This is a genomic window from Comamonas sp. Tr-654 (assembly GCF_011752915.1).
Taxonomy (GTDB): domain Bacteria; phylum Pseudomonadota; class Gammaproteobacteria; order Burkholderiales; family Burkholderiaceae_C; genus Comamonas.
In genome coordinates this window covers 331,745-345,330 of sequence record NZ_VWWQ01000004.1, presented here as the reverse complement: position 1 = coordinate 345,330, position 13,586 = coordinate 331,745, and the positions used below count along the sequence as shown (strand labels likewise).

Sequence of the window (13,586 nt, the reverse complement as noted above, 5' to 3'; positions counted from 1 at the left end):
AGCTCCGATCAGGCCCGCAGGGCCTGCTTCTGGGCCTTGACCAGCTTGGTCTTGATGCGGTTGCGTTTCAGCGGAGAGAGGTATTCGACAAACACCTTGCCCAGCAGGTGATCCATCTCGTGCTGGATACAGATGGCCAGCATGCCTTCTGCGTCGATCTCGCGGCTGTTGCCGTTCTCGTCGAGGGCCTTGACCTTGACGGCAATGGAGCGCTCCACCCCGTCGTAGATGCCGGGCACGGACAGGCAGCCTTCTTCGCCCAGCTGTGTTTCGTCGCTGGCCCAGAGGATCTCGGGATTGATCAGCGCCATGGGCTCGTTGCGTTCCTCAGACACATCGATCACGATGACCCGCTCATGCACATCGATCTGTGTCGCGGCCAGGCCGATGCCCTGGGCGTCATACATGGTCTCGAGCATGTCCTTCACCAGGGTCTGGATGCGCTCATCCACCTGCGCCACGGGCTTGGCGACCTTGTGAAGACGGGGATCGGGATAGCAGAGGATGGGAAGAATGGCCATGGTGTATCGGTAAATCTGTCGTTATTGTCCCAACATTTGACGCCAAACGCTTGTCACGCCCTCAATAAACATTGATCTATCGAGGCCTTGCATCGAGAATTTCGACACATTTGTAAGACTTGTAGGCTGGCTATGCCAAGATCGGCCACAGTGCAGCGACGCGAGGGACGCTGCAGCAAACGAATCCCGCCAGAAGGAATTTCATGACCGCATTTGCCACTGCACGCGCCCTGAGCATCGGTGCCACATTGCTTGCAGCCCTGACTTCGGTCCACGCCCAGAGCTACCCTGTGACCGCCACCCAGCGCTCCACCGCACAGCAAGTCGCTCAGCAAGGCATCCCCGAGAACGAACTGGCGCCCAACGCTCCCGCGCAATACACCGTCAAGCGCGGCGACACGCTCTGGGGTATTTCGGGTCTGTATCTGCGCCAGCCCTGGCGCTGGCCAGAACTCTGGGGCATGAACCTCTCCAGCATCGCCAACCCGCATCTGATCTACCCCGGCCAGGTGCTGTATCTGGTGCGCAGCAACGGCTATGCCCGTCTGTCGACCACGGCCCCCAACGGCGACCCTGAAGTGGTGCGCGTGTCACCACAGACACGTGAATCCTCACTGAACGATCTGGCCCTGCCCACGCTGCCGCCGCACCTGATCGAGCCCTTCCTGGCCGAGCCACTGGTCGTGGACAGCCAGGCACTGGCACAGGCGCCGCGCATCATCGCCACCCAGGACAAGCGAGTGCTGATGGCCAATGGCGATCGCGCCTACGTGCGCAACTCCGGCGGTGCGCTGATCACCACCGGCAAAGGGCAGCCCGCGAGCTACCGCATCTTCCGCGATGCCACGCCTCTCAAGGACCCCGTCACCGGGGAAATCCTGGGCTACGAAGCCAAGTACCTGGGCAGTGCCACCGTGGCGCGTGGCGAGACCTTGCTGGCATCCGAGCCAGGCCAGCCCGCACAGACGGCGCCCGGCACGGTGGACATCATCCGCTCCAAGAACGAGATCCGTGCCGGCGACCGTCTGCTGCCCTCCCCCGAGCAGCAATACCTGAGCTATGTGCCCCATGCACCGCGCCAGGCGGTGGACGCCGCCGTGGTCTCCATCTACGGCGACTCGGTGGGCTATAACGCGGCACAGAACCAGGTCATTGCCATCAACAAAGGGGCCCGGGACGGCATGGACATCGGCGCGGTGCTGGAACTCGTCAGCAAGGGCAATGTCATCGTGGACAAGACCAGCCCCAGCCGTGACCGCGTTAAGCTGCCCGACGAGGCCAATGGCTATGCCATGGTCTTCAAGGTGTTTGACCGGGTTTCCTACGCGCTCATCACCACGGCCCAACGCGGTGTGAATGTGGGCGACGGCCTGCAGTCGCCCCTGCCCTGACATGGAGCCAAAGCATGGTGCCCTCCATCCCCCAAGATACGCACCATGCCTGGCCCGATGCCGAGACCCTGGCCTGGCTGCGCCTGCTCTTAACGCCCGGCCTGGGGCGCACCACGGCGCGCCGGCTGCTGACCCGGGCCGGCAGTGCCGAGGCGGTCTGGCGGCTGCCGCCGTCCATCTGGGCGGAATGCGCCACCCAGGCCCAGATCAAGGCCGGATCCAAGCCTCCCGCCGACTGGGAACAGCATTGCAGCGCACTGGCCAGCTGGCTAACCTTCCCCGCGCAGGGGCTGCTGCACACCGTGATCCATCTGGGCCACCCCCAATATCCTGACTGCCTGCTGCAGACTGAAGATCCGCCCCTGCTGCTGTTTGTCCAGGGCTCGGCGTCCTTGCTGGCATCTGCCCGGCCCTGGTTCCCCTATCCCGCAACCCTGGCCATGGTGGGCAGCCGCAATCCCTCGGCCCAGGGCCTCATCAATGCACGCAGCATGGCGCAGGCACTGGCCGAACAAGGTCTGTGCATCGTCTCGGGTCTGGCACGCGGCATCGATGCAGCCGCCCATGAGGGAGCGCTTCAAGCCCATTCAGGGACACATCCCTGCACGATTGCCGTAGTCGGCACCGGACTGGATCAGGTCTATCCGCGCGCTCACGCCAGGCTGGCGCAGCAAATTGCGCTCCACGGAATGGTCATCAGCGAATACCCGCTGGGCAGCGGTCCCCTGCCACAGCATTTTCCGCAGCGCAACCGCATCATTTCGGGCCTGTCACAAGGCACGCTGGTAGTGGAGGCCGCCTTGCAGTCGGGCTCGCTGATAACGGCCCGCCTGGCCAACGAACAAGGGCGTGAGGTCTTTGCCATTCCCGGCTCCATCCACGCACCGCAGGCCAAGGGCTGCCATGCGCTGATACGCCAGGGTGCCAAGCTGGTGGAAACCGCCGACAACGTGCTCGAAGAGCTTCAGGGGCTGGAGCCTCCTCCAATCCAAGCTGAACAGGCGCAAGAAGCCATCGGAAATAAGACATCCATATCCGAACACCCGCTGCTGCAGGTGCTGGGCCATGATCCCATGACGCTGGAGTCCTTGAGCGATCGCACGGGCTGGGATGCCGCCCATCTTCAGGCGCAGCTGATGGAGCTGGAACTCGATGGCCTGGTCGCACGCCTGCCGGGCGGCCTGTACCAGCGACTCACACAAGGCTGAAACGCCCCGGAACTCGCGCCCCTGCGCAAAGAGACAGCAGGAGGACACCTGACGCCTGTGGATCAGACCAGCCTCTCCGGATTCGCCTGAATTTTCTGCAGCGCATCGCGTGTGGCGCGCACCGTCAGCGCCTCGGCGTCATGCACGGCCAGCAGGCCGGACTGCAGATAGGTGGCCATGCGCTGCGCCTGCAGCAGATAGCAATGGCCATCCAGCGAGGCGAACAGATGCAGATGCCGGCGACGGCTGTGCCAGACATATTGCACCTGTACGCGGCTGCCGTTGTGGTCCAGCGTGAACCAGCGGCCGCTTTCCAGCGATCGGGCCCACTCCAGCATCGCCGGCTCCACCGGGCTGTCCGTGTTGGGGATGACGTTCAGGTCGCCCGCATCCACGCCCAGCATCAGCTCTATGCTCTCGCTGGACAGCGGCATATCGTCGAGCTTGCCATCCTCGCTGATGTATTTTTCCAGCTCCGACAGACGCTTGGCCATGGCCTCGATACGCTCGGCCGGAATGGCCGCCGTCTTGGACATGAAGGCCTGCGCCAGCGTATCGGTCAATACCTTGATCGCGGTCGACTGCGCATCGCCCGTCACGCTCACCAGCTCCAGCCCTTCGCGCAAGGTCTGCAGCAAGGTCGGCAGGCCCTGGATGACGCGCGCGCGCTCCTGACGCGACGGCTTGGCACTGGCCGACCAGACCAGCTCGCTGGCCGCCTGCTTGAAGCGCATGGCCCGCGCATCCTTGGCGCCATAGCGCACGGTGGCCATGGCCAGCACATCAGCCCAGGACTTGAAGAGAAAGTCGCGCACCTCTTCGCGCACCGGCATATCGGTGAGCATATTGCGCAGCTCGATGGTGTACTGGATGGCCAGCGTTTCCTTCTGCTCCACCTGCTGGGCCACGCTGGTGATCTTGGCTGTGGACCGGTTCTGGGCAAAGTGCTTGGTGAGAAAGGCCTCGAACTCGCGCAGCACCAGGGCGAAGACCTTCTGCCCGGTCTCGGGATACTGCTCTATCACCTGGACCACGCGGCGAATCTCTGTCTCCAGCGCATTGCCGTTGATGCTGCTGGCATCGAAGCCCATGACGCAGGAGCCCATGCGGTCGATCAACTTGCGCGCCGGGTGATTCAGGTCGCTGAAGAACTGTGGCTCGGCCAGGGCCACGCGCAACACCGGCACCTGCAGGCGCGCGAACCAGACACGAATGGACGGCGGCAGCCGGTCTTCCGAAAGAATGCTCTGGAACATCAGCGCCACCACCTCGATGGTCGCTTTCTCCCCCGTAGTCTGGGCCTTTTGCTTCCAGTCGGCCGAGCGCTCGCGCACCTGATTGACCAACTGGCCGATCGCTGCCGGGCTGTAGTCCATGGCAGGCATGGTCATCGCCGAACCGGCCGCGGCCGGATACCGGGCCTGGAGCTCGGCCGCCATCAGCTGTTGCTGCTCCTGCAGCGCCTGCGCCAAGGCGGCAGAGGCAGGAGGCATGGGAACCAGCGGGGCGCCGGGCATCAGGCCTGGAATGCCGACCGCCGGCTGGCTCAGCACCTGGCGCAGCTGATTCATGGCATCCAGCGCGCGATGGCGCGCCCGCGCCAGCATGCCGAGACCAGCGCTGGCACCTGGCGGCAGGGCAATACCCGGCTCGGCGCCGAAGCCTGCCGCCATGCCTGCGGGCATGAACTGCTGCATGGCAGAGTTGCTCCAGCCGGTCTCGGCAGCATGGCCAAAGCCGCTGGCGCCGCCCAGAGGCATGGCGCCGGTAGATGGGCCGCCCTCCGTGCGCTTCACCCGCAGCGGAGCATCCTGGGCCTTGCTGACACCCTTGGCATCCAGCAGCTTGTGCAAAATGCCGTATTCGGACTCCATCAACGGCGCCAGCGCATTCTGCAAAGGTTCCACGGCCCGCAGCAAATGCTTGCGTTCCATGCCGCAGCTCAGCCATTGCTCGACCAGATGCAGGCAAACGGTCTCAGCTCGGAACATGTCCCGGGAAGGCAGCTCATGCCCTTCCAGTGCCTGCATGCGCAGGCGCATGGCCTCGAAACCGGGCTGCAGCGTCTCCCCCATGGCCAGGGCCATGCGGGAGGCCAGAATCCTGTTTTCGACGACATCGTCGCTGAGCAGCTCGAAGTTCAGCGGAGCCGATCCCGAAGCGCTGCTCTCCCCTGCTTGGGAAGGTGGCTTGCGCGCAGCCTGCTGCAGCGCCTGCGAACAAGCCTGTACCCAGGCGTCCTTGTGCTGCTGAAAGCCGACCCAGGCTTCGCGCCACTCCTGCATCTCCCTGGCCGTGGAGACGACGCCGGTCTGGTTGGCAAGAAATTCATCCAGCTGCTGGGCGACCTTGGGCAGGCCCTGGCAAATGCCATGGACCCAACGCAAACGCGCCTGCCAGCCCAGCTGTTGCGGGGCCGCAGGCGCGGTGGAGGAAGACTGCGATGGAGCCATTCCGTAAGTGTAAGTCGGCGGGAGCGGTTATGCGCCCGCCGTAATGGTCAAAGCGTCAGACCACGGCTCCCGCGTTGGGATCGTTGGGGTCTTGCGAGCCGGGCTTGGTCGGAGCCTTGACCAGATCCTCGCGCTTGACGCCCAGCCACATGGCAATGGCAGCCGCCACGAACACCGAGGAATAGATACCGAACAAGATGCCGATCGTCAGAGCCAACGCAAAGTAGTGCAGGCTAGGGCCGCCGAAGAAGAACATGGACAGCACCATGGCTTCGGTCGAAGCGTGGGTGATGATGGTTCGGCTCATGGTCGACGTGATGGCGTGATCGATCACCTCGTGCGTGCTGAGCTTGCGGAACTTGCGGAAGGCTTCGCGGATACGGTCAAAGATCACCACGGACTCATTGACCGAGTAGCCCAGCACGGCCAGCACGCCCGCCAGCACGGAGAGCGAGAACTCCCACTGGAAGAAGGCGAAGAAGCCCAGGATGATGATCACATCGTGCAAGTTGGCAATGATGGCCGCCACACCGAACTTCCACTCGAAGCGGAAGGCCAGATAGATGATGATGCCCAGCACCACCATGCCCAGCGCCATCAGGCCGTTGTGCATCAGCTCATCACCCACCTGGGGGCCGACAAACTCGGTACGGCGCAGCGTGACCTCTGCATCCTCGGCCTTCAGCGCTGTGATCACCTGCTCGCTTTGCTGGGCAGTCGTCACGCCTTTTTGCACGGGCAGACGGATCATCACATCCTTGGATGTGCCGAAATTCTGCACGATCACATCGGCATAGCCGAGCTTGGAAACGGTTTCACGCACCTTGCCGATATCGGCCGGCTGGGTGTAGGCCACTTCCATGACCGTACCGCCCGTGAACTCCACCGACAGATGCAGGCCGCGCGAGAACAGGAAGAAGACGGCCAGCGCAAAGGTGATGAAGGAAATCGCGTTGAAGACCAACGCGTACCTCATGAACGGAATGTCTTTTTTGATGCGGAAGAACTCCATGATCTTCCTCCTTAGTTGTTGCTGCCGCGACCGGCCACGGAACGAAGACCCTCACCCTCAGGCTTCCAGACCTGACCGATGGAGACGCTCTTGAGCTTCTTCTTGCCGCCATACCAGAGGTTGACCAGGCCGCGAGAGAAGAACACGGCCGAGAACATGCTGGTCAGAATGCCGATGCAGTGCACCACGGCAAAGCCGCGCACCACGCCCGAACCGAAGGCCAGCAGGGCCAGGCCGGCAATCAGCGTGGTCACGTTGGAGTCCAGAATCGTGTGCCAGGCATTCTCGTAGCCGGCATGGATGGCCGCCTGGGGCGAGGCACCGGCACGCAGTTCTTCACGAATACGCTCGTTGATCAGCACGTTCGAGTCAATGGCCACGCCCAGCGCCAGGGCCATGGCGGCAATACCGGGCAGGGTCAGCGTGGCCTGCAGCATGGACAGAATGGCCAGCAGCAGCAGCACGTTCACCGACAAGGCAATTGTGGAGAACACGCCAAACAGCATGTAGTACATGCACATAAAGGCTGCAATCGCCACCATGCCCCAGACCACGGAGTGGATACCGCGGTTGATGTTGTCAGCGCCCAGGCTCGGGCCGATGGTGTATTCCTCGATGATCTCCATGGGTGCGGCCAGCGAACCAGCGCGCAACAGCAGCGAGGTGTCGTTGGCTTCCGCCGTGGTCATGCGTCCGGAGATCTGTACGCGGCCGCCGCCGATCTCGCCACGGATCACGGGAGCCGTCACCACCTCGCCCTTGCCCTTTTCGAACAGGATGATGGCCATGCGCTTGCCCACGTTCTCGCGCGTCACGTCCTTGAAGATACGCGCGCCCTTGGCGTCCAGCGTCAGGTTGACGGTGGGCTCCTGGGTCTGGCTGTCAAAGCCGGGCTGGGCGTCCGTCAGATTCTCGCCGGTCAGCGTCACCTGCTTTTGCACGATGATGCTCTGGCCGTTGCGGTCCAGATACTTCTCGGAGCCGAAGGGCACGGGGCCAGAGCCCATCTCGGCCGAACGCGCCTCGGCGGACTCGTCCACCATGCGCACTTCCAGCGTGGCGGTACGGCCCAGAATGTCCTTGGCCTTGGCCGTGTCCTGCACACCGGGCAGTTGCACCACGATGCGGTCCAGGCCCTGCTGCTGGATCACGGGCTCGGCCACGCCCAGCTCGTTGATACGGTTGTGCAGCGTGACGATGTTCTGCTTGAGCGCCTGCTCCTGCACCTTGCGCAGGGCCTCGGGCTTGATCGATGCCACCAGCTTGAAGCCGGTGCCATCAGGTGAGGAAGTGGCCGTCAGATCGGGAAACTGGTCCGCGATCAGGTTGCTCGCCGCCGTCAGCGTGGCTTCGTCGCGCACGCGGATGGTGACGTTGTTGCCGTCGCGGCTGACACCGCCGTGGCGAATGTTCTTGTCGCGCATGGTGGAGCGCAGATCGCCCGCATAGCTCTCGGCCTTCTTGGTCAGGGCCGCGGCCATGTCCACCTGCAGCATGAAGTGCACGCCGCCGCGCAGGTCCAGACCCAGATACATGGGCTTGGCACCGATGGCCGTCAGCCAGTCGGGCGAGCGCGACACCAGGTTCAGCGCCACGATGTAGGCGGGATCGGAGGGGTCGGCAACCAGGGCCTTCTGGATGACGTCCTTGGCCTTGAGCTGCTCGTCGGGCGTATCGAAGCGGGCGCGCACCGAAGTGCCCTCCAGCGACAGCGAAGTGGCTTTGACGCTAGCCGCGCTCAAGGCGGATTCCACCTTTTGCAGCACTGCGTTGTCCACCTTCACGGTGGACTTGGCCGAGGACACCTGCACCGCAGGCGCTTCACCAAAGAAATTGGGCAGGGTGTAGAGCACCCCCACCAGCAGCGCGATCACGATGATCGCGTACTTCCAGACCGGGTATCGGTTCATGATCGCGCTCTTTTTTTTACAGCAACGCACAACGGGTACGCACACTCTGTTCGAGCGCCGTACCCCTCAAAATCCACAGCGGACAGGCTTACTTGGCCGTGCCCTTGGGCAGCACTTGCACCACAGCCGAGCGCTGGATCTGGACTTCCACGCCGGAAGCCACTTCGATGTAGATGAATTGCTCGGCCATGCGGGTCACGGTGCCGATGATGCCGCCGGCGGTAGCCACTTCGTCACCCTTGGCCAGCGCGTCGATCATGGAACGGTGTTCCTTCTGGCGCTTCATCTGGGGACGAATCATCACGAAGTACAGCACCACGAACATCAGCACCAGAGGCAGCATGCCGGTGAGCGAACCCATGAAGCCGCCTTCAGCAGCGGCAGCAGGAGCGGTCTGGGCGAAAGCAGAAGAAATGAACACGAAAAAGACTCCGAAAGAGTGAATTTGTCAGGAACAGGTCCCGGCAGGCGCACGGTTGCGCGTCTAGCCAGGTCAGCGGGACATTGTATTCGGCTGGCTTGCGCCCAAGATTTGCATGGGCAGCCGCGCAGCACAGGCATTCCCTGATGCGATGGAGGCCTCCCTTCCCACATCAACAAAGCCCACAAAAATCATAGCTATCAGCGCATCAATTGCATTGTTTTCTGACTGTTTTATATTTGAATCTCAGTCAATACAAGCGCTGGCAGCTATCAATTTCCGATAAACCACCGCCAGCACCACGCCTCTGGCCATGAATACAAAGGCCGGGTCACCCCGGCCTTGTTCTGATGCGCTTCGGCGCAATTAGTTCACTGCCATCCGCCGGACCGCTGCAGCCGCAGGTGCCGCAACGCCGTTCCAGCGCGTCATCAGCGCCTGCCACTTGATGCGCGCCGCCGCCAGATGGTGCTCCTTCACATGGCCGTAACCGCGAATGTCCTCGGGGATGGAGGCGATCTCCACAGCCAGCGCCAGCTTGTCGGCCGTGAGGCCCGTCAGCAGGGTGTCGATGCACTGGCGGTATTCGACGATCAGGGCGCGCTCGGTACGGCGCTCCTCGGTGCGACCGAAGGGATCGAGCGCCGTTCCGCGCAGTCCCTTCATACCGGCCAGCCAGCCCATGGCCTTGCGCATCCAGGGGCCATAGGATTTTTTGAGCAGATGGCCCTGCTCGTCCTTCTTCGCAAAGCCGGGGGGCGCGAGGTGATGCACGAGCTTGTAGTCGCCCTCGAACATGTCGCTGATCTTCTGGGTGAACGCCGCCTCGGTGTGCAGACGCGCCACCTCGTACTCGTCCTTGTACGCCATCAGCTTGAACAGATAGCGCGCCACGGCCTGGGACAGGCGCGTGCCTTGCTGCAGCGGCTCTTCCGCCGCGCGCACCTTGGCCACGAATTCGCGGTACTGCTGGGCATAGGCCGCGTTCTGGTAAGCCGTGAGGAACTCCACACGCTTGTCCAGCATTTCCTCGAGCGACGGCTTCTTGACGAACTGGATCACCTGCGATGCCTGATACAGAGCGCGCACGGCCTCCAGATCATGGGCGCAGCGGCGGCCCCATTCAAAGGCCTCCTGATTGCGCGCCACCTGCACGCCGTTGAGCTCCATGGCGCGCATCAGCGAGGCATGGCTCAGCGGCACCTTGCCCTTTTGCCAGGCGTAGCCCAGCATCATGGGATTGGCGTAGATGCTGTCGCCCAGCAGGGCCGTGGATGCCTTCTCGGCATCGAAGCTGCCCAGGGCGCCATGACCCACGGCCTCAGCCAGCGCCGTGGCGCAGCGTGCGGCTGGCGACTGCCAGTCCGGGTTGCCCACGAAGGTGGCCGTGGGCGCGGCATGGCTGTTGAGCGCCACGTAGGTGCGCCCCGGCTGCATTACCGACAAGGTGGTGGGCGTGGCCGCCACGATGGGGTCGCAGCCGATGACCAGATCGGCCTTGGCCATGTCCACCTTGGTGGTGTAGATGGCATCGGCGCGGTTGGCGATCTGGATATGGCTCCAGGTCGAGCCGCCTTTTTGCGCCAGGCCCGCCGCATCCTGGGTGACCACGCCCTTGCCTTCCAGGTGTGCGGCCATGCCCAGCAGCGAGCCGATGGTGATCACGCCTGTGCCGCCGACACCGGCCACCACGATGCCCCAGGCCTGCTCGGCCACGGGTAGCACGGGCTCGGGGATGTTGGGCAGGGCTTCCAGGCTGCCCTTCTTCTCCTGCTTGGGCTTCTTGAGCTGACCGCCCTCGACGGTGACGAAGCTGGGGCAGAAGCCCTTGACGCAGGAGTAGTCCTTGTTGCAGCTGTTCTGGTTGATGCGGCGCTTGCGGCCGAACTCGGTCTCCACGGGTTCCACCGACAGGCAGTTGGACTGCACCGAGCAATCGCCACAGCCCTCGCAGACCAGCTCGTTGATGACCACGGTCTTGTCGGGCGTGCTCAGCGTGCCGCGTTTGCGGCGGCGGCGCTTTTCCGTGGCGCAGGTCTGGTCGTAGATGATGGCCGTGCAGCCCTTGAGCTCGCGGAACTGGCGCTGGATCGCATCCAGCTCGTCGCGGTGGTGCACGGTCACGCCCTCGCCCAGCTTCACGCCATCGTATTTTTCGGGCTCGTCGGTGACGATGACCAGTTTGCCCACGCCTTCGGAGAGCAGGCTGTTCATGATCTGCAGCACCGAATGGCCTTCGGGCCGCTCGCCCACGCGCTGACCGCCCGTCATGGCCACGGCGTCGTTGTAGAGCACCTTGTAGGTGATGTTGGTGCCGGCCGCAATGCTCTGGCGTATCGCCAGCAGCCCGCTGTGGAAGTAGGTGCCGTCGCCCAGGTTGGCGAAGACATGGGCTTCCTTGGTGAAAGGCGCCTGCCCCACCCAGGTCACGCCCTCGCCGCCCATCTGCGTGAAGGTGCTGGTGCGACGGTCGGGCATCCAGGTGGTCATGTAGTGGCAGCCGATGCCGGCCACGGCGCGCGAGCCTTCGGGCACGCGTGTCGAGGTGTTGTGCGGGCAGCCGCTGCAGAACCAGGGCGTACGGTCGCCGGTCGAGACCTCCTTGGCCGCCTTGATCGCCGCTTCGCGGGCGTCGAGCACGGCCAGACGCTGCTGCATGCGCGTTTGCACATGCTCGGGCACACCCAGCTTCTTCAGGCGCTGGGCAATGGCGCGCGCAATGATGGCGGGGGTCAGATCGGCCGTGGGACGCAGCAGCCAGTCGGTGCTGGGGTTGGGCAGCGACCATTCGCCGCCATGCTCGTCGCTGAACTTGCCCACCACATTGGGGCGCACGTCGTCGCGCCAGTTGTAAAGCTCTTCCTTGATCTGGTATTCGATGACCTGGCGCTTTTCCTCGACCACCAGAATCTCCTGCAGGCCGCGCGCGAAATCGCGCGTAATCGTGGCCTCCAGCGGCCAGACCACATTCACCTTGTGCAGCCTGATGCCCAGTTGGTGGCAGGTGTCTTCGTCCAGCCCCAGGTCGGCCATGGCCTGACGCGTGTCGTTATAAGCCTTGCCGCTGGCGATGATGCCGAAGCGGTCGTTGGGGCCCTCGATCACGTTGTGGTTGAGCTTGTTGGCGCGCACATAGGCCAGGGCCGCATACCACTTGTAGTTCATCAGCCGCGCTTCCTGCTCCAGCGGCGGATCGGGCCAGCGGATATGCAGGCCGCCGTCCGGCATCTGAAAGTCTTCGGGCAGGATGATGTTGACGCGATCCGGGTCCACCAGGACCGAGGAGGAGGACTCCACCACCTCCTGAATCGTCTTCATGCCCGACCACAAACCCGAGAAACGGCTCATGGCAAAGGCATGCAGGCCCATGTCCAGGATGTCTTGCACATTGCTGGGAAAGAACACCGGCGTGCCGCAGGCCTTGAAGATGTGGTCGCTCTGGTGCGCAGCTGTGGAGGACTTGCTGATGTGGTCGTCACCCGCGATCGCAATCACGCCGCCATGCCTGGCCGTGCCCGCCATATTGGCATGCTTGAACACGTCGGAGCAGCGGTCCACGCCCGGCCCCTTGCCATACCAGATGCCGAAGACACCGTCGAACTTCTTGGTTTCAGGATAGAGATCGAGCTGCTGCGTGCCCCAGACGGCCGTGGCTCCCAGCTCTTCGTTCACACCGGGCTGAAAGACGATGTGATTCGCCTCCATATGTTTTTTGGCGGCCCACAGGGACTGGTCGTAGGTGCCCAGGGGCGAGCCGCGATAGCCGCTGATGAAGCCGGCGGTATTGAGCCCGGCCTGCGCATCGCGCAGGCGCTGCAGCATGGGCAGCCGGACCAGGGCCTGCACGCCGCTCATAAAGGCGCGGCCGCGGGCCAGGGAATATTTGTCGTCCAGAGTCACAGACTCCAGGGCACGACGGACTTCATCGGGCAAAGGGGCATTCATGGTTTGTCTCCATGTGGGTGACCACCCGTGGCAGCTGTTGGCTACCAGAGCAGCATATTGCTTTGGGCATTCCTGCGCCAGAGGCACGGAACGCAAGTTGTTTGAGCAAAGTTTACGGAAAACGCCTTGAATAGAGCTTTCTTTTTATTGCCGGGATTAACCTAGTTTTTGAAAGAATCTTGCTGTAAATTGCATCTTATGAATCAACTTGATCGCTTCGACTGGGCCATCCTGAATGAGCTGCAGATGGATGGCCGCCTCACCAATGCCGAGCTGGCCCAGCGCGTAGGTCTGTCCGCTGCGCCCTGCTGGCGGCGCGTGCGTGCGCTGGAGGAGTCGGGCTACATCACCGGCTATCACGCCACGCTGGACCGCCACAAGCTGGGCCTGGGCGTGCTGGCCTTTGTGCGCGTGGATGCCGCACAGAACACGGCCGACATCACGCTGCGCATGGAGGAAGCCATTCGCCTGCTGCCCGAGGTCACCACCTGCCACTACATCAGCGGTGCGGGCACCTTTGAGCTGCAGGTCGTGGCCAGGGATCTGGAGAGCTTTTCCGGCTTTGTGCGCAATGTGCTGCTGCGCCTACCCAACGTCAAAGACGTGCACACGATTTTTTCGCTGGGCGAAGTGAAGTCCAGCAGCGCGCTGCCGCTGCCCAGCACGCTGACGCACGCCTGAGCCCGGCCAGCGCACTTCAAAAGTGAAGCGCCTACCGCTTTATC

General features: G+C 63.3%; 9 protein-coding genes. 3 read left to right on the top strand and 6 right to left on the bottom strand.

Features of this window, described 5'->3' with window-relative positions:
• Positions 1-8 precede the first annotated feature (8 nt).
• Complete coding sequence (gene def / locus F3J24_RS14815; protein WP_003060164.1) at positions 9-521, bottom strand: peptide deformylase; 513 nt, start codon at positions 519-521, stop codon at positions 9-11.
• A gap of 203 nt (positions 522-724) precedes the next feature.
• Between def and F3J24_RS14810 the strand changes: the two genes are divergently transcribed.
• Together F3J24_RS14810 and dprA are read left to right on the top strand one after the other, a co-directional pair.
• Positions 725-1,912 carry a LysM peptidoglycan-binding domain-containing protein gene (locus F3J24_RS14810; protein WP_167007749.1) on the top strand — a complete coding sequence of 396 codons (1,188 nt, stop codon included), beginning with the start codon at positions 725-727 and terminating at the stop codon, positions 1,910-1,912.
• Positions 1,913-1,926: 14 nt separating this feature from the next.
• On the top strand, positions 1,927-3,120 hold the full coding sequence (gene dprA / locus F3J24_RS14805; RefSeq protein WP_167007747.1) for a DNA-processing protein DprA: 1,194 nt from the start codon (positions 1,927-1,929) through the stop codon (positions 3,118-3,120).
• A 62-nt stretch (positions 3,121-3,182) separates the two neighbouring features.
• Here the strand turns inward: dprA and F3J24_RS14800 are convergent, their stop codons facing one another.
• From F3J24_RS14800 to F3J24_RS14780, 5 genes are all read right to left on the bottom strand, one after another.
• Positions 3,183-5,573 (bottom strand): DUF1631 domain-containing protein, encoded by a 2,391-nt coding sequence (locus F3J24_RS14800; RefSeq protein WP_167007745.1) that lies wholly within the window; start codon positions 5,571-5,573, stop codon positions 3,183-3,185.
• Positions 5,574-5,628: 55 nt separating this feature from the next.
• A complete protein-coding gene (gene secF / locus F3J24_RS14795; protein WP_003060159.1) occupies positions 5,629-6,585 on the bottom strand; it encodes a protein translocase subunit SecF in 957 nt (318 codons plus the stop codon).
• 11 nt (positions 6,586-6,596) lie between these two features.
• Positions 6,597-8,495, bottom strand: coding sequence for a protein translocase subunit SecD (secD, locus tag F3J24_RS14790; RefSeq protein ID WP_167007743.1), 1,899 nt, complete (start codon positions 8,493-8,495; stop codon positions 6,597-6,599).
• A gap of 88 nt (positions 8,496-8,583) precedes the next feature.
• Positions 8,584-8,916 carry a preprotein translocase subunit YajC gene (yajC, locus tag F3J24_RS14785; protein WP_003066810.1) on the bottom strand — a complete coding sequence of 111 codons (333 nt, stop codon included), beginning with the start codon at positions 8,914-8,916 and terminating at the stop codon, positions 8,584-8,586.
• A gap of 366 nt (positions 8,917-9,282) precedes the next feature.
• Positions 9,283-12,861, bottom strand: coding sequence for an indolepyruvate ferredoxin oxidoreductase family protein (locus F3J24_RS14780; protein WP_167007740.1), 3,579 nt, complete (start codon positions 12,859-12,861; stop codon positions 9,283-9,285).
• 198 nt (positions 12,862-13,059) lie between these two features.
• Between F3J24_RS14780 and F3J24_RS14775 the strand changes: the two genes are divergently transcribed.
• Entirely contained in the window at positions 13,060-13,542 is a 483-nt protein-coding gene (locus F3J24_RS14775) for an Lrp/AsnC family transcriptional regulator (protein WP_003072240.1), read from the top strand.
• Positions 13,543-13,586: the final 44 nt, after the last annotated feature.

Coding starts and splice junctions, on each gene's coding strand:
- def (WP_003060164.1), bottom strand. CDS start 521: ATGGCCATTCTTCCCATCCTCTGCTATCCCGATCCCCGTCTTCACAAG.
- F3J24_RS14810 (WP_167007749.1), top strand. CDS start 725: ATGACCGCATTTGCCACTGCACGCGCCCTGAGCATCGGTGCCACATTG.
- dprA (WP_167007747.1), top strand. CDS start 1,927: ATGGTGCCCTCCATCCCCCAAGATACGCACCATGCCTGGCCCGATGCC.
- F3J24_RS14800 (WP_167007745.1), bottom strand. CDS start 5,573: ATGGCTCCATCGCAGTCTTCCTCCACCGCGCCTGCGGCCCCGCAACAG.
- secF (WP_003060159.1), bottom strand. CDS start 6,585: ATGGAGTTCTTCCGCATCAAAAAAGACATTCCGTTCATGAGGTACGCG.
- secD (WP_167007743.1), bottom strand. CDS start 8,495: ATGAACCGATACCCGGTCTGGAAGTACGCGATCATCGTGATCGCGCTG.
- F3J24_RS14780 (WP_167007740.1), bottom strand. CDS start 12,861: ATGAATGCCCCTTTGCCCGATGAAGTCCGTCGTGCCCTGGAGTCTGTG.
- F3J24_RS14775 (WP_003072240.1), top strand. CDS start 13,060: ATGAATCAACTTGATCGCTTCGACTGGGCCATCCTGAATGAGCTGCAG.